Raw genomic sequence first — 22,755 nt, 5'->3', positions numbered from 1 at the left:
ACAATGTTATGAGATGTCGGTTAGTTGCTTGATGGTTATTTTTAGTCGGTATCTGTTGATAGTGATGAGTGCGCGGGGAGTGCTAATAAGTAGCGGACAATACAGTCTGACCTGCAAAAATATTTATTGCCAGTCATTGAACTAGTTTTGTTTTCGGTTGTTGTCGCCTCGTTTGTGTGGATTGTGACACATATCTATTCAATAAGGCTTGACACGCTAACTTGTCACTTATCCAAAGACGGACCGCGCTATGAAGATTCTGGTAACGGGTGGTGCCGGCTATATCGGCTCGCATACCACACTTGCATTGCTTGAAGCAGGTTATGAAGTTGTCGTGCTGGATAATCTTTGCAACAGCAGTGAAGCCGCATTGCACGCCGTTGAAACCATCTGCGGCAAGAGTGCCTGGATGATCCGCGGCGATGTCTGCGACCGCGCACTGCTCGACCGGATTTTCCGCGAGCACAACATCGAAGCGGTGCTGCATTTTGCCGGCCTGAAAGCGGTCGGCGAGAGCGTACGCAAACCACTTGAGTACTACGAGACCAACGTCAGCGGCAGCATTACGTTGTGCCAGGCAATGGCGGCGGCGGGGGTGTTCCGCCTGGTGTTCAGCTCGTCAGCCACGGTGTATGGCGAGCCTGAGCAGATGCCGATCCGCGAGGATTTTCCCACTGGCAATCCGACCAATCCCTACGGCCAGTCCAAGCTGATCGTCGAAAACGTGTTGCGTGACCTCAGCCAGGCCGAGCCGCGCTGGAGCATCGCCTTGCTCCGCTACTTCAACCCGATCGGCGCCCACGCCAGCGGCCATATGGGCGAAGACCCCAACGGCATTCCGAATAATCTGGTGCCTTACATCAGTCAGGTGGCGGTCGGCAGCCTGCAAGAGCTGTCGATCTTCGGCAATGATTACCCGACTGTGGACGGCACCGGCGTGCGCGATTACATCCACGTCGTCGATCTGGCGGACGGGCACTTGAAGGCGCTGCAGTCGATCTCCGGGCGTACCGGCATTCACACCTGGAACCTCGGCACCGGCGATGGCTACAGCGTGCTGCAAGTGCTTCACGCTTTCGAACAGGCCTGCGGGCAACCGGTGCCGTATCGGATGATGCCGCGCCGTTCCGGGGATATCGCCGAGAGTTGGGCCGATGCTTCCAAGGCTGCGAAGGAACTTGGCTGGAAAGCCACGCGCAACTTGCAGGACATGGTCACCGACACTTGGCGCTGGCAATCGAACCATCCCAAAGGCTACTTGCGATGATGGCCATTTAACCCAATGTTATTTTCAGTCAGCTTGTTAGATAACGTCGGGAAATTACACTGGCAATGCCTTTTGCAAGTCCGTAGATATAAACCTGCCGTTCGACTTTTATCAGTTGGGTAAGACTGTGAAAGAACAACGGATCTTGTTCGCGCTTTTTGCGGACTTGAACTCACCACCGCTAACTCAGGCCGGTTTTTTAACAGGTCGAATGTTAGAAAGGAGTTGATATGAAAAAAGTGATGGCAGTTGCCCTGTTGACGATGTTGAGCAACTGGGCTGCCGCCGCTGAAGCACCGCTGACAGCGGTAACCAATGTAGGTGGCAACGTGGCGGCTTCTCAAGCGCCCGCAGCCAGTACTGCAATGGTTGCCAGTGCTGTAGCGGCGTCTAACAGCGGTGGCAGTGCCAACGGCGGTACCACCGGTACGACGGGTACCACCGGTACAACCGGCACGCATAACTAACAGGAAGTTCTGTTAGTGCAGTACAGGGTCGCCCGACGCAAGTCGGGTGACTTTGTTTTTGGATTCGCCCTTGAATAGCGTAGTGCCATTATGACTCGTAGTGTTTATCTTTTAATGTTGGCAAGTCTCGCTTTGCAAGGTTGCATGTTTTCCCCCGGTCAATACCTCAGCACCAGTAGCATCACCCGTCAGGGTGCCAGCGAAAGCAGCCGGGTCGAGCTGATTCCGATCACACCCAAGCTGATCGCCATGAATCGCTCCACGCAAAAGCGTGAGTCGCTGCCGCCGGAGCTACTGGCAACCCCGGCCGAATACCGCATCGGCAACAACGATGTTCTGTACATCACCGTGTGGGATCACCCTGAGCTGACGGCCCCCTCCGGCGCGCAACAACAGATCGATGCCAACGGCCGTCTGGTGCGTTCCGATGGCACGCTCTATTACCCGTTCATCAAGGAAGTCCAGGCCGCCGGCCGGACCATCCAGCAACTGCGCTCGGACATCGAGCAACGCTTGTCGGCGTTCATTGCCGAACCGCAAGTCGATGTCGCGGTGTTGCGTTTCGCCAGCCAGAAAGTCGTGGTCACTGGCGCGGTGGCCAAGGCCGGTCCGCAAGCGATTTCCACCAACCCGCTGAGCGTGGTCGAAGCCCTCGGTTCCGCCGGTATCGATACCAACAACGCCGATCTGTCCGGGCTTCTGCTGACGCGTAATGGCCGCACCTATCCGCTCAATCTCGACTCGCTCAATCAGCAGGATTCCGAGTTGCAGAACGTCTTCCTCAAGGGCGGCGATCAGCTGTACCTGCCGTACAACGACAACAAGCGCATCTACGTGATGGGCGAGGTCAACCAGCCGCGTGCGCTGAGTTTCAAGACCGCGACGATGAACCTCACCGACGTGCTCGGTTCGGTCGGTGGCTTGAGCCAGACCACCTCCAACGGCAACGCGGTGTACGTCATTCGCGGCGTAGAAAACCTCGATGTCGAACCGGCGAAGATCTACCAGCTGGAAGCCGAGTCGCCGACTGCCATGGCGCTCGCGTCGCACTTCGAAGTGCGTCCTCAGGACGTGGTGTACGTCGGGCCTGCCAACGTGACTCGCTGGAATCGCTTGATCAGCCAGTTGGTGCCGTCGGCATCGATTGTCGGCACCGGCGCTTCCGCTGCGAAGAACTGGAGCGAATACAGTAACAACAGCAAATAAGGCCGCCGACTTTGAATATTTTGAAAGTTGGCGTCTGCCTGATGGCGGCCTCGTTGCTGTGCGGCTGTAACCCGTTGATGAGCGCTTCGTTGAACAACCTTAAAGCGGCGGTCGTCGGCCCGGATGAAGTCGACGTGTCGGCGGCTGAAGTCGCCGGGGTCAATTACCCGCAAATGAAACTGACCACGCCGTCCGGCTCCGGGGTGCTGGCGCTGGTGCGCGAGCGTGAAGACCTGCAGTTCTGGGTCGCCTCGGGCAAACAAGTGCTGTTGCTGCGCAATGGCCTCGCCGTGCGCACCATTGGTCTGGGCCTGGAAGGCGATCTCGATGGCACGCGGCTGGCCGATGACTCGCCGTTCAAGCAAGGCCTGCACCACGTCGCGGACGGTTTTACCACGCGGCGCTGGATCGACCTCTACAAGGGTCAGGAAGTCGGGGTGATCGTCAACAGCCGCTTCTCCCGCCGTTCCGAACAGACCCTGCAGATTCTCGACAAGGAATACACCGTGCTGCGTGTCGATGAGCAGATTGACGCCCCGGCCATTGGCCTGAGCGCGACCAATCGCTACTGGGTCGACCCGCGTGACGGTTTCATCTTGCAGAGCGAGCAGCAACTGACGTCGCAGTTGCGCGTCAAGGTTGTGCAACTGACCCCTGATCGCAGGCACCTGCCGTGATGCGCCTGAAAATGTTGTCGGCGAGTTTGTTTCTGGTCGCGAGTGTGAGTCAGGCGGCCGTCACGGTGTCGGGTGATGTCGCCAATCCCGGGCCAGTCCCGTTGCCACCGGGCGGACGCTTGCTCGATGTGATCAGCGAAGCCGTGCCGAATGCCGAAGGCTATTGGCTGGCGGGCGGATTGCTGCGGCAGTCGCTGATTGAGCAGCAGACACGGCTCAAGGTCGGTGTGCTGTTTGATCTGGATGTGCTGCAACGCATGTCGATGCTGTTCGACCGGCCGAGTCGGGCGGCACTGGCGCAGCGCATTGCCGAACAAGTGCGGCAGATGCCGGTGACTGGCCGGCAGATCGCCGATCTCGATCCGGTGGCGTTGGAGGTTGGCTTCGCGCGCAACATTCGCCTCGATGACGGCGATCGTCTGATCTATCCGAAGCGCGTCGACGAAGTGCAAGTGCTCGGTGCCGTCGCCGAGCCGTGCCACTTGCCGTATCAGCCGTTGCAGGAGGCCCGTGAATACCTGCAAGGCTGTTCGATTCTGGCCGATGCCGAAGCCGATTACCTGTGGCTGATCCAGCCCAACGGCGCTTCGCAACGCGTCGGCATCGCCCACTGGAATCGCGAGAGCGGGCACTTTCCCGTGGCCGGCAGCAAGATTCTGGTGCCGTTGAAAAATGATGATCTTGATCCGCCTCTTCCTGAACTGAATCAGCAGTTGGCCGAATTTATTGCCACGCAGCTGGCCGAGGTGGTTCGTTGAAGTTACGTTTTGCAGCTGTGTTGTTATTGCCCTGCGGTCTGGCGCATGCCGAGCCGCGCATTACCCAGAATGACTTCGGTGGCACCGGTCTGTTGCAGACGCCAACCGCGCGCATGGCCCCGGCCGGCGAGTTGAGCGTCAACGCCAACCGCACCGATCCGTACAGTCGCTACAGCGTGTCGTTGCAGCCGCTGGACTGGCTCGAAGGCTCGTTTCGCTACACCGCGATCACCAACCGGCCATACGGCTCGGAGGCCCTCAGCGGTAGTCAAAGCTATAAGGACAAGGCGGTCGACGTCAAAGTCCGGCTGTGGCAGGAAAGTCACTGGTTGCCCGACGTGGCGCTGGGCTTCCGAGATATCGGTGGTACCGGTTTGTTCTCCAGTGAATTTTTCGTCGCCAACAAGCGCTACGACAACTTCGATTTCAGCGCCGGGATTGCCTGGGGTTACCTCGGTAATCGCGGCGATATCGACAACCCGTTGGGCTACGTCAGCGATCGCTTTGATACTCGTCCGGCCCTGGAAGGCACCGGTGACGTCAACTCGGGTTCGTACTTTCGTGGCCGGCCGTCGTTCTTCGGTGGCGTGAGCTATCAGACGCCGTGGGATCGCCTCAGCCTGAAACTCGAATTCGAAGGCAACGACTACAAGCACGAGCCGAAGGACAACGAGATCAAGCAGGACTCGCCGATCAACCTTGGCGCGGTGTTCAAAGTCACCGATTCGGTCGATGTCAGCGCGGCGTGGGAACGCGGTAATACGGCGATGTTCGGCGTGACCTTCCACACCAATTTCGTCAGCCGCAAGGCACCGGCGAAGACTTACGATCCGACCCCGGAACCGCTGCCGGCGAAGGCACCGGCCACGGCGATGGATCAGGTCAACTGGGCCAACGTCTCGCAGCGTTTGCAGCAGAATGCCGGCTACAAGGTCGAGCGCATCACGCAGCGTGATTCCGAGCTGATCGTCTATGGCGAGCAGCAGCGTTACTTCCATTCGTCCAAGGCTGTGGGGCGGGCGAGCCGGATTCTCGACAACAGCGTCAACGACGACATCGACTGGTTCACCGTGGTCAACAAGCGCTACGACTTGCCGCTGGAAGAAACCAGCGTGCCGCGTCAGACCTTCCGCGAGGTGATCAACAACGAAGAGCCACTTGAATCGCTGCACCGCACCACCGAGATCAACCCGGCGATGCCGCATAACGAGAAGACCCTCTACACCGAAGCACCGCAGCATTTCAGCTATGGCGTGGGGCTGGGCTTCAAGCAGAACGTCGGTGGCCCGGATGGCTTGCTCTATCAATTGAGCGCCGATGCCGACGCCGAATATCGCTTCAACCGCAACACCTGGTGGAGCGGTTTGCTCAGCGCCAACCTGGCCAACAACTTCGACAAATTCACCTACGACGCGCCGAGCGGTTTGCCGCGTGTGCGCACGGATTTGCGTCAGTACCTGACCACATCTAACATCACCATGCCGTTGTTTCAGGTCAGCCATGCCGAGCAACTGGATAAAGACTGGTATGGCATGGTGTATGGCGGTTATCTGGAATCGATGTTTGCCGGTGTCGGCGGTGAAGTGTTGTTCCGCCCGACCGGTGAGCGCTGGTCGGTGGGCGCGGATCTGAACTGGGTGCGTCAGCGCGATTTCGATCAGGGTTTTGCCCTGCGTGATTACTCGGTGGTGACCGGGCATGTCACGGCGTATACCGATCTGCCGTTCGATACGCTGGCGGCGGTGAGCGTCGGGCGTTATCTGGCCGGTGACTGGGGCGGCACGCTGGATATCTCGCGGGAGTTTTTCAACGGCGTGCGTTTTGGTGCGTGGGCGACGATCACCACGGCGGGCAGTGCCGAGTATGGCGAAGGTAGTTTCGACAAAGGCATCTACCTGTCGATCCCGTTCGACGAAATGATGAGCATGTCGACCATGCGCCGCGCCAACCTGGTCTGGGCCCCACTGACCCGTGACGGTGGTGCGCGACTCAGCCGTAGCTACCAACTGCACTCGATGACCGATAGCCGGGAAGGGGACATGTTTTATCGGAATTTCGAGAAGATCACGGAGTAAGCGCGGATCTCCCGAACACCCTGGAACCTGTAGGCCTTCGCCTGCTCGCGATAGCGTCCGACCAGTCGACATCACTGTTGCCTGACCCAACGCTTTCGCGAGCAAGCTCGCTCCCACATTGGATATCTGTCACGCCATAAATCCCGAGCCAACCACAAATCCCTGTGGGAGTGAGCCTGCTCGCGATAGCGTCCGTACAGTTGACCCCCCGCCATCGCGAGCAGGCGAAGGCCTACATTGGATTTTCATCACGCCACAAATCCCGAGCCATCCACAAATCCCTGTGGGAGCGAGCCTGCTCGCGAAGGCGTCAGCACATCCAGCATCAATGTTGCCTGACCCACCGCTTTCGCGAGCAGGCTCGCTCCCACATTGGATATCTGTCACGCCATAAATCCCGAACCAACCACAAATCCCCTGTAGGAGTGAGCCTGCTCGCGATAGCGTCCGTACGGTCGACATCCCCGTTGCCTGACCCACCGCCATCGCGAGCAGGCTCACTCCTACATTGGATTTTCATCACGCCACAAATCCCGAGCCATCCACAAATCCCTGTGGGAGCGAGCCTGCTCGCGAAGGCGTCAGCACATCCAGCATCAATGTTGCCTGACCCACCGCTTTCGCGAGCAGGCTCGCTCCCACATTGGATATCTGTCACGCCATAAATCCCGAACCATTCCCGAATCCCTGTGGGAGCGAGCCTGCTCGCGAAGGCGTCAGCACAGTCAGCATCATCGTTGCCTGACCCACCGCTTTCGCGAGCAAGCTCACTCCCACAAGTTCTTTGCATCCCTCCACAACACTCTCGCTCCCAAATCCCACGCACAAAAAAGGGGACTTTCGTCCCCTTGCGGTATGCAGCGCTGAACCTCAGTAAATATCCTTCGACAACAACGTAAACGGCGTCTTCACCAGGATCTTCAGATCCAGCCACAACGACCAGCTGTTGATGTACTGCAGGTCAATCTCCACACGTTTCTGCATCTTGTCGATGGTGTCCGTCTCACCACGGCAGCCGCTGATCTGGGCCAGGCCGGTGATCCCCGGTTTAATCCGGTGACGCGCCATGTACGCGAGGATTTTCCCCGAGTAGTAGTTGTTGTGCGCGACGGCGTGAGGGCGAGGGCCGACCAGGGCCATATGCCCCTGCAACACGTTGAACAGTTGCGGCAATTCGTCCAGCGAAGTGCGGCGGATAAAGCGACCGACTGCGGTAATGCGCGAATCATTACGGCTGGCCTGCTTCACATCACGGTCATCGTGAACACGCATCGAGCGGAACTTCCAGACCTTGATCACCTTGCCATTCCAGCCATGACGATCCTGTTTGAAAAACACCGGGCCGGGCGAGTTGATCTTCACCGCTAGCGCGATGATCAGCAGGATCGGACTCAGCGCGATGATCGCCAGGAACGCCACGGTTTTCTCGACCAGACTCTTGCTCAAAGCAGCAGTAGGGCGGCTGGTCAGCGGGCTCTCGTTGAGGTAGATCGCCGGCAGACCGTCCACCACCTTCACCGAGTGATTGAGCAGGGTCAGACTGTTCAGATCCGGCACCCACACCACATCAACGTTGGCCCCTAGCAAGTCACCATAAATCGCCTCGATTTTCGCGGCTTCACACAACGGCAGGGTGATGTACAAACGACGGATGTCATGCGCCTCGATCAGTTCCAGCAACTGTTCCTGATCGCCGACCACGCGCGGTGCATCCGAACCCAGCGCAGACACATCGCCATTGCTGACCAAACCTACCAACGGCAGATTTTCCAGTTGGCTGAGCTTCTTCGCCAGACCCAACGCCAGTTCGCCGGTGCCGACGATCAGCGTCTTGTGCTCGCTTTTACGCGAGCGCTGGTAGTACTTGGAAAACGCGTGCAGCGGAGCGTAGAGAAACGCCTGGCCGAGGAAGCCATACACCGCCCAGCTCAGAATCACCTGCCGCGAAAACAGCTCATCGGCCTGGCAGACAAAGGCGATGCACGCCAGCGCCGCCATGGTCATCGACCAACCCATAAACAGCCGACCAAGACCGGTCAGGTAATTGTCACGCTTGCGATACACACCGCTAAACGTATAAGCCGGCACCGACGCCAGTACCGCCAGCGTTGCACACATCCGGTAGTAGAACGCGACCGTCCCGGTGTGCTGCTCGGCGAGTATGAACAACAGCGTCACCACAAAGCCTTGTGCCAGCGCCCATTGGCCCCAAAAGGTCAGTCCCTTGAGGCCTGTGCTTCGATTGATACTTAGAGAAAGATCCATACGGTATCCCCAAAAGACGTCCATTCAGGTTTCAACAGTTGAAATCCGAGCTGTTATGCAGACTTATTGTTTTTGTTCTAACGAGTGTCCTGAGGTAACAACATCGATATGCCGAACTGTCGTCAGTCAATAGACTAAGTTATTGGCTGGAATGGTGTCTGACGAGTTCTAACAAGATGGCACAGTGCCAACTTTTTAATAATTAAATAGAAGGGTGTTAGAAAAGGTCGTAGAGCGAGGGGTGAATAAAGTATGTTGTATTTGTTACTGTTGGAGGGTGGAGGCAGGGAATGTTTAATTCAGGGAGGAAGATCTAGCCAAACAGAGTGCTCTTGTTGTTTTTGTAATCGCACTTTTTCTGTTTGTTCTGTTCGTGGAGGTCTTGCGGGTTACGCGACGACTTCCTGAATCAGGCAATAACCGCGATTTCTGACGGCACGAAACAGTCGCTCACCATTACTGGCGCTTTTGAATTTGTCTTGCAGGCGACTCAGGCACATTTCCAGGCCGCGATATTGTTCCGGTTCTCGACCGATGCTGAGAATCAGCTCGTCACGACTGACAACACGCTCTTCATGGCTGAGCATTTTCCTGACCAATGCTGTTTCCAGGCCAGTCAGGCTGATTTCAACACCTTCTTTGACCAGTGCACCCTGATCAGGGTTGAGATGCCAGGTTTCATTGCCAGGCATATCACCTTCAATGGCGGGCGGCATATTGCGGGTTTCCGCGCTTATCGCCGGGACATTCTGGAAGGGATTGGCCGATTGCGCTGCCCGCCATTCGGACTCAAGTGTGGCCAATATCCGCTGAGTATCGTGTTCAATACTGCGCGCAACATTTTTTCGACTGATGTTTGGATATGTGAACTCCATCACCATTGGAGCGGAAGAGGGCGAATCCACCCCTTCAAACGAATTGAAGCGTTCACTGGACAGCATGCTCTCCAGTTCACGTTGCGACGTTGTACTGTGAGTCACGACAACAAAATATTTCCTTGGGAGGGTTGTACTAGTTTCCATGTCTCTCTCCTAAATACACACCAAAATTGGCTAAAAGAAAAATCGGCAGGCGAGCAATGACTTCCTCGGAAGTAATCGATAGGCAGGGTCTGGGCCCAAGATTGGCCCTCGATAAATTCCACTCGATCTGCTGCTATGTTATGGAGTTTTATTGTTATGGGTCGTGTTGTCGCGCTCATTCAATTGCTTGATTTCAAACAGGCGTGAAGCAGAACGGGAGCTATATGGTTGCATCAGACGATCCTTCGTACGTATGCAAAAGGGAAGGCTGCCCGAGAGTCAGGCAGTCGATATCAGACCCCGCAGCAGGCGATAGCCATAGCCGCGAATGCTCTGAATCGCGTTTGTACCATACATGTCCTTGATTTTTCCACGCAAGCGACTGATTGATTTTTCCAGTGCGCGAGGGTCGTAGAAATTGCTGTTGAGGCCCATGATGCTGGCGATTTCATCATGGCTCAGAATGTGATTGCTGGTTTGCGCGAAGGCTTCGAGGATCTTCATTTCGGCAAACGAGATATCGAGTTTCTTGCTGGTGCCCATCAGGCAGATACGGGTGGGATCAAGCGTCAGATCGATATCGCGTTGCCATTCTTCGCTGTTGAAGAACTCCCCCAGCAACTCGGCGTTATCGTCGGAAAGGGTATTGAGCTTGATACAAACATCCGCGCCAGCCAGATAATATTTGATCTTGTTGAAGGCGCCGCGACCGGTGATGACCGCGCAAATGATCGGCTTCAAGTTGTCGCTGCGCAGGTTCTCGACCAACGCCAGATTGTCTTCGAGGGCCTGTGGGCTGTCGATAACCAGGAATATCGCTCGATACGAACCAGACTGTTCATTCAACTGATATGAACTAGTGTACGCATTGGCTTCGAGCGCCACATCAGTGCGTAAATGCTGGGCGACTAGCGCTTTGAAATGTTCAGCCACGCCACGGGTACGACCCAGAGTAAGAACACCGGGTTCGTCGTTTGTCGGGCGCGGACTTCTAGTCGCTAAGTTCCCTGAGAGCATCATGCATTGACTCGAATTAAGTGCTGACATCGGGATGTTAAAGCACCGGTTCTCATCTGTGACTGACAATTGGTAACATTTGCGCGGATTTTAGACGTGTCTCGCGAGTTTTCTAACAATAATTAAGCTTTTCAAGCTTTTAGTTGATTTTCTCGAAGGGGTGAACTACTGCTTAGATGGTGGCGATATGCAATGGTGCCACTATTTTGAGCTTATTGCGATGGCTTTGTCTATGTCCATCTGCCACTGTCTGGCCATCTCTGCATAATGTGATATTGATCACACTTTATTGTCCGAGCAACTTTTTTCTGCAGAAAGGCCTAAATATTTTCTGCGTAGTTCGTCAGCCGACGATTACTAACATGGCTTGAGTGTGGCAATTCATAAGACCTATTCTTTGAGATCAAAAGATCGTCCGATCGCGGCCCGAACCTTCGGCAGCTCCTACATTTGAAATGCATTCTCCTGTAGGAACTGCCGAAGGCTGCGATCTTTTGATCTTCATATGCGCCAATTGTGTAACTTCAGATACTCAACCCCTGAGTGTTATTACCCGGTCGCTCATCAAGAGCGCTCTGACGGAGGATTAATGGATTTCTGGACCCTTTTCCAGGTGTTGATATTAGGTGCGGTAGAAGGCCTGACCGAGTTCTTGCCGATCTCGAGTACCGGCCACCAGATCATCGTAGCCGACTTGCTGGAATTCGGCGGCGAACGCGCCATGGCCTTCAACATCATTATTCAACTGGGTGCCATTCTTGCCGTTGTCTGGGAGTTTCGACCGAAGATCTTCGAAATCATCAAAGGCCTGCCAACTCAACGCAATGCACAACGCTTCACCCTCAACTTGCTGATCGCCTTTCTGCCCGCCGTGGTCTTGGGCGTGTTGTTCGCCGATGCGATCCACGAATACCTGTTCAACCCGATCACCGTCGCCGTGGCACTGGTCGTCGGCGGCATCATCATGTTGTGGGCCGAACAGCGCAGCCATGTGATCAGCGTCGAGCACGTCGACGACATGCGCTGGTCTCACGCACTGAAAGTCGGATTCGTACAATGCCTGGCGATGATTCCCGGCACCTCACGCTCCGGCTCGACCATCATCGGCGGTTTGCTCTTCGGCCTGTCGCGCAAAGCCGCCACCGAGTTCTCGTTCTTCCTCGCCATGCCCACCATGGTCGGCGCCGCCGTGTACTCCGGCTACAAATACCGCGACCTGTTCCAGCCCAACGACCTGCCAGTCTTCGCCCTCGGCTTCGTCACCGCATTCATCTTTGCGATGATCGCCGTGCGCGGCTTGCTGAAGTTTATTGCCAACCACAGCTACGCCGCGTTCGCCTGGTACCGGATCGCGTTTGGTTTGTTGATTCTGGCAACGTGGCTGTTTGGCTGGGTCAACTGGACCGCAGCAGCGGCCGCCTGATCACTGAGCGCTAATCAACGCCGCAACGGCGAGATCGTTTAGCGCCGAATCCGGCGAATCCTGGCGATAGCGCTGCAAGGCCGAGGTGAAATACGCGGCCTGCAGCATGCCGTCGCTGGCCAGATAGAGTCGCGCGTCTTCCTGCTCCTCGGCGGAGTAAACACGCTTGTGACTGTCGGTCGTTTCCTGGCTAGCCGAAAAAGGTGCGAGAAATAAAGACACCAAGGTGAGCCCGGAAATCTGCGTGACCTCCCACGGCGTATCGGTACGGCCCATACAAAAGCCATCGCAGTGCGCATAAACGTCGGAATTGAAGCTGAACAAGGCGAGGAGGGTGAAGCGCTTGAAAGCAGAAAAAGTAAACGCGGGCATAAATGAAAGACATCCTGTCAGTACATCAAAACGCCGGGCAACGCTCATGCGTCGCCCGCACACTCAAACCATCAATCAACGACCTTCAAGTAACTCGGCCGCCTGATCCAGCAACGCCAGCGGATCCTTGGCCTTGTGAATATCCACCGACAACAACTGACGGAATTTCCGCGCCCCCGGGAACCCCGTGCCCAGGCCCAGCACATGCCGGGTGATGTGATGCATCGCCCCACCGGCCAGCAAATGCTCGGCTATATAAGGACGCAACTGCGCCAACGCCTCAGCCCGACTGATCACCGGCGCCGAACTGCCAAACAACTGCTGATCCACCTCCGCCAGCAAATACGGATTGTGATAAGCCTCACGCCCCAACATCACACCGTCGAACGTCTGCAAATGCTCGTGACAAGCCTCCATCGTCTTGATCCCGCCATTCAGCACAATCTCCAACCCCGGAAAATCCGCCTTCAGCTGCGCCGCCACGTCATAACGCAACGGCGGAATGTCACGATTCTCCTTCGGCGACAACCCCTCCAGAATCGCAATCCGCGCATGCACGGTAAAACTGGTGCACCCGGCATCGCGGACGGTGCCGACGAAATCGCATAACTCCGCGTAACTGTCCCGACCGTTGATGCCGATGCGGTGTTTTACCGTCACCGGGATTGTCACTGCGTCTTGCATCGCCTTCACACAATCCGCCACCAGTTGCGGGTGACCCATCAGGCACGCGCCGATCATGTTGTTCTGCACACGATCGCTTGGGCAGCCGACGTTAAGGTTCACCTCGTCGTAGCCGTGTTCCTGGGCCATGCGGGCGCAGGCAGCCAAGTCCAACGGAACGCTACCGCCTAGCTGCAAGGCTAGAGGGTGCTCGGCTTCGTTGTGACGGAGGAAGCGTTCGTGATCGCCGTTGAGCAGCGCGCCGGTGGTGACCATCTCGGTGTAGAGCAAGGCGTTCTTCGACAGGAGGCGTAGGAAGAAACGGCAATGGCGGTCGGTCCAATCCATCATTGGGGCGACGGAGAAGCGGCGGGAGAGTGGGGCGGGTGTGGCGGTGATAGGGGGCATTGGCGGTTCTGGATTGGGTGGGGCTGGGAAGAAGGGGAGTTTATCAGGCTTAAGGTTGGGCAGGGATTCGGGAAGTCAATCTGGGGGAGAAGCTCATCTACACGCTAAAGCAGTGGGGATGTAAATAAATCTCTAAATTAATTCATCCTCGTTCCCCTTGCCTTCATTCGGCTTACTCACTCTTCGTTTTTGTTCCCTACAACGTCGTCCTCGGTTTTAGTCACAGCAACCCAGCCTGCGAGCAATCCAAGAGCAGCGGTAAAAACGACCAGAATAGGCGTAGTGGGTGCAGTGATTGCCGTAGCCAAGCCTGCTGCTGCTGACCCACTCAGTGCTGTAGCCCACTTAATCCCACTATGTTTACCCGATGTGTCTTTGTCCTCTGCCTCATGCTTTCTAGCATCGAGAAGAAAACGCTTGAAGTTTTTTATCTTTAAGTCTTCCGGATTCGGATGAGCGCTCCGCAGGTAATGAAGCATCGCCTCAAGATCAGCTTCATTGAGCTGTGTATTTTTGCTTGGCGTGACCTCTTGTTTCTTACCTGCGTTCATAATTGAGCTCCCTTAATGATCAGCTGAGTCTCAAACCCTGCATATAAAATCGCGACAACCAGGAGAGACGAAAATACCTTTAGCAGCTTTGGAGGCTGCCAAGTGGGATCCTTCCCCCTCTCCATCATTGCTGCAATCAAGATTAGCAGACACACGAACGCGACAGCAAAGCAAGTCTGTGGAAGCACACCAACGTTCTGGACATCCCATCCTTTCATCCCTGACTGCATTGCTAGGATAGCCCCACCATACAGCCATCCAAGTGAATCGAGTGCTTGAGACCATTGAAAAGCAAACGTCCCTTTGGATGTTGAAACTATGTATGTACATGCCCCAAGGACGGTGTAAAGCGCGGCTGCGCCAAGGAGCGGCATCACCCCCTCCATTACCAACCACTTAAATTCCATATCCACGGCTGATGCCCTGATCAGTTTTCAGGGCGGCAATTCTCTTTACACAATAGCGTATAGTCAATGGCTATATGCCATTCCCGTCTTATTACCCTTTTCAGCATTGGAAAATTATTTTTCGTTTTCCCCAATCCATCCATTTCCTGCATACATTTTTATGGTGAGTGCACATCTGCTGCAGATAGTTCGGGGGGGGCGTTTTCCTTCCCTCCTCACCTGCGGGCTAGATTTGATCTTTTTTCCGCATTTCTTCAAATGTCCGAGGACGGCGAAGGGTGAGCGCTGACGAGGGCGTGATCCATTCCGCTGGAATCCTTGAAAATAATTGTGGGTGAAGAATCGAATCCTCGTTATCAGCGCAGGAAGCTAATAACGAGTTTGCATCCGGAATAATATTCGGCTGGAATTGAGCAGATATCGTGCTGAAACCGGAGTGTGCTTAAACTGGATACGCGATTTGCTAAACAATTTGTAAGCGTTGATCTGCCCTGAGTACCGTAACCCCGAGGCGGCCAGCGATCGGTTCAATTGCCTCAAACAGGGTGTTTTTTAGGTTAGATACAGATGGGTCGTTATAGAGTGTTATGAGCAGGTCGAGCGCAGGGCGGTTCCCATGCGCTACGATAGAGTTCACTCCAGCAAACGGAATATTTGGCCGTTGACAACGCGCGAAACGTTCAGCAAAGGAGAGGGGAAGAAGGCTCCTCCTGCGCTGCAATTCGTCGACAGCACTTCGAATTTTATGCCCATACTCGTCCTCTTCATCGAATCGGGCGTCATCTGGATCCCCTAATGCGTAAACTAGCCGCTCCAGGCGATCTATTGCTCCTAACGAGCCCAGTTTCACCGCAGATAGTGCGATTGTAATCCGCTGTATCTCGCTGGTGTCGGTTAGATCCATCCAACTATCAACAAGATCTGCCCATGTATCGAGTGCGGGATGGGGGGGAGCAGGCATAAGCGCCCCTCCACCGAAACTATCCATCTCAAAAATATATGTCATACCTAACACGGCGCGGTCTGCGAATGCTGCAGCGACTCGTGAATTGTTCACCCTATCTCTTATCGCTGTGGCGGCGGCGATCCCTAGATCGCGGATGGGATAATGCCCAAAAAGAGAGATGGTCATTTCAGCGAAACGAAGATCTATAGTCGCTAGGTTCCCAACCATAATCCGGAAAGCCTGTTCGTCGCCAAAACGTGCAGAAAGTAGCAACATGATGTAGCGCAGGCTGGCTGATAGGCTTACATCTTGGGCACAATCTCTAATGAATGACACTCTATCCTGGTCAGTTTTGAGAATATAGGTAACTGATCCCGCGATAGATTCTCGCACTAGTAGATCAAGGCTTTCATCGCGGAGAAAATTTAAGATGGCTCCCCTTGGATTAGGACATCTCGATACGGCCTTGAGAGCTGGCCAATGATCGCTTCCCGAACGGATTGTACGTTCGATAACTGGCCAGGCCCTTTTGTCGAGAGATTTTCCAGCGATAGAGAATGCTTCTAGTCTAAAGTCGTCGGTAAAAGCGTCGTTGCAAGCAAGGTTGAGGGCGAGCTCTGGCGTGATTCGGTCAGGGTTTAGTGATCCAATCAGGTCCGCTAGGCCTCTTAGCTGCTCTTCGGAAATATTCGGATCTGCCGCTTTTTCGATATAAATATTTATTGCTTCATCGCCCAGACAATCTATTGCTGGTTGAAGTGAGTGCAAACTCATAAAGCGCTGGAGTCCATCTTCAAGCACGGCGAGCAGGACTTCGCGAGTAAGAATTGGATCGTTGGTTCGGGTCACGATTTCACCTGCCCCACTCGATATCAATCTGTATTGGCTCAACAGGATCCGGATTTCAGGAATGAGTGGTTTTGAAAAACCGTCGACTACAACACGACCTATGCGCTCCCTGATAAACCAAGATGACTCGGCCCACACTGCGGCGAGCTGTGTCGCTATTTCATCTCTAAGCGCAGAGTCGACCTTTGCACCGTTGACAACACATCGAGCAACTAGCCGCAAGCCAGTCGAGAATGCATCGTCTCGGCGGCCCAACATCTGTCGAATGATAGGTGAAGGTTGAGGGTGCAGTTCCAGCGCGAACTGAACGACTTGCGCCCACGGACGTTGTATCGCGTCGTCAATCCGTTGTGAAAGCGTTTGAGAATGCACGCGAATAAGGTAGCAAGCGGCAAGGTATTCCTGAACGATGGGGTAGGGAAACTGCAATCTGATTGCGCTTTGCCGACGCAGTACGCCCTGCGTTAGCAAACAGGCGAGGACCGTGTCCACTGATTCTTTAGGCACTCCAATCCGAGCAGCAGCATCTAGGACTTCGCGTTCTGTTGCCCCAATTTCTTGCGCCTCCAAGCGACCAAAGGCCAAAGCCTCTGCGACATTACGCAAACTAGATGTGTCGGATGGAGGGAGCAAAAGCGCTTTATGCTCATGTGGAGAGAACAGCGTTTTGAGATAGCTTTCGATCAGGTCAGCTCTCCCCCGAGGCATCGACATCGCCGAGCCTGTGAACGCCAAGAGCATCGTTAGAAACAGCGGAATTTTGGCCAGGCGAGCGACATCTGGATATGCTTCAAGGCGGCGGGCAAACTCCCAACTGTTCAAATCAGGGATACGACTCTTCATTGCATCGGCGAAGCGAACTACATCCGAACTCTCCAAAGGCATTAGCTCAATGAGTCGAGCGTCCGCTGGTCCGGAAATAACAGCAGGGTCACGCACCGTCATCAGCCACGGTACAAGCGGATGCCTAGCTGAGAAGGTGGCAATACGATTAAGCACCGGCAGACGCCGGTTAGAGGGAATCTCATCCAATCCATCGAAAAGAGGAACTACAGAGCCCTGCTCAGCAAGTCGGCTCCAGTCAACACGGATGTCGAGTTCGCGATTGATCTCAATAGCGAGGAATTCTAAAACGCTAACATCACATGCCGCAAATGTTGCCAGTGGTACAAGTACTGGGACATAAGGAGTGCGAGCTAACCGAGCTGCGACCGCGTTCAGCAATGCTGATTTTCCGTATCCTGGCCCGGCAACAATTACGTACCGATCTGTGTGTTGTATTGGAAAACTTTTGAGATCCACGCTACTTCTCTCGCTAGAGAAGTCCAAGGAAGGCTCTTCATTTTCAAAGTCTGCAGGGGCCGAACGATCGAGATCTCGCGCACGTGGCCAAACAAAAAGATCTTCGCTACTTCCAGAAACACCCGTACCGGGGATTTCAATCCGTGATAGTCGCTGAATGGTAGATCGGTATGCTGGAAGTCCCCATTCCGAAGGTTCTTTCAATTCTATGTCAAATTCGTTTGCCAGTTTCGTGCGAAGCGCAACAGCAAGTAATAGTGCCCTGCGGCGGGCCCCACCTCCGGCGATGTCGCGTAGCACTGACAGAAAATGGACTGGAAGAGAAAAAGCGGTGCCAAGGCGACGTCGCTCGAATGCCCGTTCAATTTCCTCAAGCGGCAGGATCTCAACAGTTATACGCCGGAGCAGTTCAAGTGCGTCGACATTGTTATTCAGATTAGGCTCGATGGCGGAAAGCACTTTTTTATTTTGAGCTGACAGGCGCTCTGCCCACTCTCTTGCGTCTGGTGCCGTTGATGCTCTCTCCGCCAAATCTCGAACAGAGCGCGCAGTATCGTCAGCGTCACCCAGTACAAGCAAAAGGCGATCCTCACCTGCAAATTCTGGGCTTACGAATTGAGCAGCTAGGTCAGCCCACATACCTTTCCACGCATTTCCAGAAATACGAACACGTGTTTTGGCCTGAATCCATTCCCGATGTCCGTCGGCGTACCGCACAACGATGTCGTCTACATCGGCGGGAGCCTCTAGGCGAACTTCGATCACCCTCTCTCGAGGGGGGAGAGGGCGAAGATCAAGAAGGTCGGCTAGAAATCCCGCCGCTACCGTATTTTGGTAAAAAATACCATCTTGGGTTGTAGAACCACCAAGCTCTGACATTTAGCTACTCATTCCCGTCCGCTCAAAGGGCTTGTCTTAAACAGACATTAACGCCGGATCTTCTCGCGCCATGATCAGACAAGCAATGCCGCACCTAAGAGTTCGGTTGATGCTCGTGCTGGTATGGAAAATGGTACAGGGTATCTAACGCGGATAATCGGCCCTTTGGCGGGCACGACCAATCCGATAGCTGAACCCAATTCATCGTTCGAAGAGCACAAGCATAGCAGCGACAGTGCCGATGATCAGAGCCGAAAACGGTTGCTCAAATTTGCTACTCCGGGTGAGATAGGAACTGGGGTTTGATGGAGAGTCAATATTGTCGGTAAAAAATTGGTACGAGGGATTTAGCAACGATCTATTGTCCCCTATCTGCAATGTCGGTTGGTACGTCCAATACATCATAGGAGCGACTGACAGCGCTTGAAAAAGAAGCGTAGTGCTCTTTGCACAGGCTTGTATCGAGCATCGTGCTTATAGAGCCCTAATAGAAAAAAGGCGTCCGTTTAAATGAAGCCTGTTCCTGCAGTCCTCAGCCTACACCACCTTGCGCCTCGCCCTACACCTAAGACAGAATCCCCCGGCTTGTGCGTCTAGCCCGCAGGTTCTATCGTCCTCACATCACTGAAAACCAGTGATCGGGTTTGGTAGCCCGCTTCGTGTCTAGATGCATTGCATCACCAATTTCAGTCGCTTCCTCAGGACTCGGATTTCATGGTGGTCATGCGTGGGGCCCATTCGTGGGCACCGGGTTCTAGTGCGACCGGTCTACCAACCCGCGTATGGCCGCCACCCATCGTTTGGTAGCGTGGGTGATGGCTTCTTTTAGTAATCGCGCTAGAGGTTCCATCTATGTTCAAAGTAACGCCCAACCCACCAGAAACCGATCCCGCATCCCCCTACGATTCCCTCAACCCCAAAAAACTCCACGAAGCCGCCGAGCGCGCCCTCGATCACTACCTCCTCCCCACCGGCCACATCATGGCCAGCGTCAACGAGCCCGAGCGCATGTACCTCGCCAACCCAAAGTACGACTCGGAATCCCTGCTGGCCAATGCCAGTGAAACTCTCAGTTCCGCCTCGGAAATGCTCAACAACTTCGCCGCAGCACTTGACCCCTCGCACCGCAAAACCGCGCTGGGCATTGCGCAGGTGGTGATGTTGGGGGAGTTGGCGGTGAATCAGGCGTTGGATAACGTTGAGGTGAAGGCGTAAATCAGCTCCCTTTGTGGCAAACGGCTCAGCCGTTGCCACGGAGGGGCTGTTGGCGCTGAGCAAGGCAGCCGGGAAAAGGGCGAGGAAATGGACACAGTGATGGCCATTTAGTAGCATTCCGCGCCTTTACTCAGGAGTCGCCGCACCATGGAAGCTACATCGTCCCAAGCTTGGTACAACACACGTCCCGCCGTTGTCTTCATGGCCGTTTTTTATTGCTTTGTCGTATTGATTCAGGCCGGACTGTGGGTGGCTCATGACGGGTTTCAGCAAGCGCGGGAAGGGGATATTTCGTTTCTGATGCTGCTGAACGTCTGTGTGGTGGCGTTGTTGATGTTTGTCGGCGGCTTGCTGTTGCTGGCGAGAAAGAAGATCAGTTCTCTGTGCTTTGTTCTGGCGTTGATCCTGGGAATTGCCTTTTCTCTGTCGCAGATGAACAGCGGTTCGGTTGTGCATCTGCTCACTCTGCCGATGTTCAAGGAATATGCACTGGTGTTTGGTATCTGGGTGTACAGCCTGCAATTGCGCACGACCGGTTATTTTTCCGCTAAATAACCCCCTCTGCATTGTCCGTAGCGCCCTGTTGGCTGAATAGGCCGGGCGCTTGATTTTCAGCTATTTACGTGAAGAGAATTTATGTCTGCTCCTGATAAGCCGAAGCTGCCGCTGCAAGCATTCGTGATGTCGTGCCTGGTGGCCGGCTGGGGTCTGGTGTATGCCGGTCAGGTGAAGTGGGCGGTGCGTGTTGCCGCTTTGCTCTATCTCGGTGTGATTTTACTCGGTGTTTGCGGGGTGCCTGCCACGCCAGTGGGTCTGTATGTCTTCGCTACCTTTATCGTTCTGGTGAAACTCGGCTCGGCCACGGCAGCAGCGATATCTGTGCGCAAAAACGACCGGCCGGTAGCGAGTCCAAGTACCCGTTTCCATGTGTTTTACGTGGTGGCGCTGGTCATTCTCACGCTGGTGCTTTTGGGGCCATTGCGAGGCCCGACGCTGGGGTTCAAGACTTACTTCATCCCCTCTGGCTCGATGGTTCCGACCCTTTCGATCGGTGACTATATCGTCACCAAAATGCGCATCGACGCGCCGCAGGTGGGCGACATTGTGACTTATCGCTACAACGGCACTGAGGCGGTCAAACGTGTGGCGGCTGTGGGTGGCGATACCTTGTCGATTGTTGACGGTAAGGTCATTCGCAACGGCGAAAACATGGGGCTGTTCTTTGCACCGCCAGATCGCGTGAAGGATCCTCGTTATCTGCAAACGCCGCCGACGGTGGTCGAGAAGGACCATGTTTATCTGCTCGGTGATAACCGCGATGTCAGTAACGACAGCCGCTTTATGGGCCAGGTCGCACTCGAGGACATTACCGGTAAAGTCACCGGAATCTGGTTTTCAGAGGATCGCTCGAGGATTGGCACAGCCTTCCAGTGAGACCAAAAGCCGTCACTTTAAGGTGACGGCTTTCGCTCGCAGCTCTAACCAAACTGACCCGCCGACTCAACCGCAGATTTCGGCTTCCTCATCCGCGTCAACTGGTAAGCAATCCCCAACCAGACAAACCACCCCGGCATGACCATCAGCGCAATCCGCGTATCAGGCCTCAACGCCAGCAGACACAGCACAAACCCCAAAAACGCCAGCGAGAACCAAGCCATCGGCACGCCGCCCGGCATCTTGTAAGCCGACTTCGCATGCAGATCCGGACGTTTTTTCCGGTAGGCGATGTAAGACGCGAGGATGGTCGACCAAGTGAAAATCACCAGAATCGCCGACACGGTGGAGACGATGGTGAACGCGGTCATGACTTCCGGCACGATGAACAGCACCAGCACGCCGACCAGCATCAACAGCGTGGTGAACGCCAGGCTCAGCAGCGGCACGCTGTTGTTCGACAGTCGGCGGAATATGCCGGGGGCGTTGTCTTGGTTGGCCAGCCCGAAAAGCATGCGGCTTGATGAGAACACGCCGCTGTTGGCCGAGGAGGCCGCTGAGGTCAGGACCACGAAGTTGACGATGCCGGCCGCTGCGGGGAAACCGGCGACGAGGAACAGTTCGACAAAGGGGCTCTTGACGGGGGAGACCTGCTGCCATGAGGTCACGGCAATAATGCAGGTCAGTGCCAGGACGTAGAACAGGATGATCCGCAGCGGAATCGAGTTGATCGCTTTGGGCAGGGTCCTCTCTGGCGAGCGGGTTTCGGCGGCGGCGGTGCCGATCAGTTCGGTGCCGGCGAAGGAGAAGATCGCCATTTGAAATCCGGCGAAGAAGCCGAACAAACCGTTGGGGAACGCCGCCTGTTTGTCCACCAGGTGACTCAGGGACGCGGTGACGCCGCTGGGCGAGACGAATGAGCTGGCGATCAGCACGGTGCTGACGCCGATCAGGGTTACGACGGCAATGATCTTGATGATCGCGAACCAGAATTCCACTTCGCCGAACAGCCTGACGGTCAGCACGTTGAGGGCGAACAGGGTCGCCAGCATGCCGACGGCGGGTATCCACGCCGGGACGTCGGGGAACCAGTACTGGAAGAAGCCGCCGACCACGACGGCATCGCCGATCACCGCCACGCTCCAGCTCAGCCAGTACGACCAGCCGAGGAAGAACGCCGCGCGCGGGCCGAGGTAGGCACCGGCGAAGTCGGCGAAGGTTTTGAAGTTGAGGTTGGACAGGAGCATTTCGCCCATGGCGCGCATGACGAAAAACACGAACAGGCCGATGATCATGTAGATGAGGATGATCGACGTTCCGGAGAGCGCGATGATCTTCCCGGAGCCCATGAACAGGCCGGTCCCGATGGCACCGCCCATGGCCATTAACTGGATATGACGATTGCTGAGCGTGCGCTGCAGCGCGGGCTGTTCAGGCAGCCCGGAAGGGGTCGATTTCATTGCAAAACCTCTTGATTTTATGTTTTTGAGTTTTGGCAGAAAGTAGGTGTCGAGCGTTCTTGTTAGAGGTGCAGCGGCTAATCACAAGGTGA

The 22,755-nt window shown here is 55.2% G+C and carries 18 protein-coding genes; 10 read left to right on the top strand and 8 right to left on the bottom strand.

Annotated elements, in window-relative coordinates:
- Nucleotides 1–250 precede the first annotated feature (250 nt).
- The 6 genes from galE (at nucleotide 251) to AB4N44_RS07655 (ending at nucleotide 6,450) form a co-directional block, all read left to right on the top strand.
- Nucleotides 251–1,267: a UDP-glucose 4-epimerase GalE gene (gene galE, locus AB4N44_RS07680; RefSeq protein WP_127929130.1), complete on the top strand. Its 1,017-nt coding sequence runs from the start codon at nucleotides 251–253 to the stop codon at nucleotides 1,265–1,267.
- A 230-nt stretch (nucleotides 1,268–1,497) separates the two neighbouring features.
- Nucleotides 1,498–1,734, top strand: a complete 237-nt coding sequence (locus AB4N44_RS07675; RefSeq protein ID WP_007910552.1) for a hypothetical protein — start codon at nucleotides 1,498–1,500, stop codon at nucleotides 1,732–1,734.
- Between the two features lie 90 nt (nucleotides 1,735–1,824).
- Complete coding sequence (locus tag AB4N44_RS07670) at nucleotides 1,825–2,940, top strand: polysaccharide biosynthesis/export family protein (protein WP_174245072.1); 1,116 nt, start codon at nucleotides 1,825–1,827, stop codon at nucleotides 2,938–2,940.
- Between the two features lie 11 nt (nucleotides 2,941–2,951).
- Nucleotides 2,952–3,617, top strand: coding sequence for a YjbF family lipoprotein (locus tag AB4N44_RS07665; RefSeq protein WP_460109426.1), 666 nt, complete (start codon nucleotides 2,952–2,954; stop codon nucleotides 3,615–3,617).
- On the top strand, nucleotides 3,617–4,375 hold the full coding sequence (locus AB4N44_RS07660) for a capsule biosynthesis GfcC family protein (protein ID WP_460111594.1): 759 nt from the start codon (nucleotides 3,617–3,619) through the stop codon (nucleotides 4,373–4,375). The genes AB4N44_RS07665 and AB4N44_RS07660 overlap by 1 nt, the downstream gene beginning before the upstream one ends.
- On the top strand, nucleotides 4,372–6,450 hold the full coding sequence (locus tag AB4N44_RS07655; protein ID WP_460109428.1) for a YjbH domain-containing protein: 2,079 nt from the start codon (nucleotides 4,372–4,374) through the stop codon (nucleotides 6,448–6,450). The genes AB4N44_RS07660 and AB4N44_RS07655 overlap by 4 nt, the downstream gene beginning before the upstream one ends.
- Nucleotides 6,451–7,320: 870 nt before the next feature.
- Here AB4N44_RS07655 and AB4N44_RS07650 read toward each other — a convergent pair.
- From AB4N44_RS07650 to AB4N44_RS07640, 3 genes are all read right to left on the bottom strand, one after another.
- Entirely contained in the window at nucleotides 7,321–8,715 is a 1,395-nt protein-coding gene (locus AB4N44_RS07650; RefSeq protein ID WP_007950006.1) for an undecaprenyl-phosphate glucose phosphotransferase, read from the bottom strand.
- Nucleotides 8,716–9,104: 389 nt separating this feature from the next.
- Entirely contained in the window at nucleotides 9,105–9,737 is a 633-nt protein-coding gene (locus AB4N44_RS07645; protein WP_122596996.1) for a winged helix-turn-helix domain-containing protein, read from the bottom strand.
- A 279-nt stretch (nucleotides 9,738–10,016) separates the two neighbouring features.
- Complete coding sequence (locus tag AB4N44_RS07640) at nucleotides 10,017–10,757, bottom strand: winged helix-turn-helix domain-containing protein (RefSeq protein WP_460109431.1); 741 nt, start codon at nucleotides 10,755–10,757, stop codon at nucleotides 10,017–10,019.
- Between the two features lie 586 nt (nucleotides 10,758–11,343).
- Between AB4N44_RS07640 and AB4N44_RS07635 the strand changes: the two genes are divergently transcribed.
- Nucleotides 11,344–12,177, top strand: coding sequence for an undecaprenyl-diphosphate phosphatase (locus tag AB4N44_RS07635; protein WP_150648565.1), 834 nt, complete (start codon nucleotides 11,344–11,346; stop codon nucleotides 12,175–12,177).
- On the opposite strand, the gene AB4N44_RS07630 is transcribed toward AB4N44_RS07635, so the two are convergent.
- The 4 genes from AB4N44_RS07630 to AB4N44_RS07615 form a co-directional block, all read right to left on the bottom strand.
- A complete protein-coding gene (locus tag AB4N44_RS07630; RefSeq protein WP_460109434.1) occupies nucleotides 12,178–12,549 on the bottom strand; it encodes a DUF2388 domain-containing protein in 372 nt (123 codons plus the stop codon).
- A gap of 75 nt (nucleotides 12,550–12,624) precedes the next feature.
- Nucleotides 12,625–13,620: a tRNA dihydrouridine(20/20a) synthase DusA gene (dusA, locus tag AB4N44_RS07625; RefSeq protein WP_460109435.1), complete on the bottom strand. Its 996-nt coding sequence runs from the start codon at nucleotides 13,618–13,620 to the stop codon at nucleotides 12,625–12,627.
- Nucleotides 13,621–13,796: 176 nt separating this feature from the next.
- On the bottom strand, nucleotides 13,797–14,171 hold the full coding sequence (locus tag AB4N44_RS07620) for a hypothetical protein (protein WP_460109438.1): 375 nt from the start codon (nucleotides 14,169–14,171) through the stop codon (nucleotides 13,797–13,799).
- 870 nt (nucleotides 14,172–15,041) lie between these two features.
- Complete coding sequence (locus tag AB4N44_RS07615; protein ID WP_460158201.1) at nucleotides 15,042–18,554, bottom strand: NACHT domain-containing protein; 3,513 nt, start codon at nucleotides 18,552–18,554, stop codon at nucleotides 15,042–15,044.
- An 852-nt stretch (nucleotides 18,555–19,406) separates the two neighbouring features.
- Between AB4N44_RS07615 and AB4N44_RS07610 the strand changes: the two genes are divergently transcribed.
- The 3 genes from AB4N44_RS07610 (at nucleotide 19,407) to lepB (ending at nucleotide 21,203) form a co-directional block, all read left to right on the top strand.
- Nucleotides 19,407–19,769, top strand: a complete 363-nt coding sequence (locus AB4N44_RS07610; RefSeq protein ID WP_460109445.1) for a DUF6124 family protein — start codon at nucleotides 19,407–19,409, stop codon at nucleotides 19,767–19,769.
- Nucleotides 19,770–19,916: 147 nt separating this feature from the next.
- Complete coding sequence (locus tag AB4N44_RS07605) at nucleotides 19,917–20,324, top strand: hypothetical protein (RefSeq protein ID WP_150751219.1); 408 nt, start codon at nucleotides 19,917–19,919, stop codon at nucleotides 20,322–20,324.
- 81 nt (nucleotides 20,325–20,405) lie between these two features.
- Nucleotides 20,406–21,203: a signal peptidase I gene (gene lepB / locus AB4N44_RS07600; RefSeq protein ID WP_150776234.1), complete on the top strand. Its 798-nt coding sequence runs from the start codon at nucleotides 20,406–20,408 to the stop codon at nucleotides 21,201–21,203.
- Nucleotides 21,204–21,247: 44 nt separating this feature from the next.
- On the opposite strand, the gene AB4N44_RS07595 is transcribed toward lepB, so the two are convergent.
- Nucleotides 21,248–22,663, bottom strand: a complete 1,416-nt coding sequence (locus AB4N44_RS07595) for an amino acid permease (RefSeq protein ID WP_460109448.1) — start codon at nucleotides 22,661–22,663, stop codon at nucleotides 21,248–21,250.
- Nucleotides 22,664–22,755: the final 92 nt, after the last annotated feature.

Source organism: Pseudomonas sp. S3_C06, from assembly GCF_054667675.1.
This window is presented reverse-complemented; position numbering and strand designations above follow the sequence as displayed.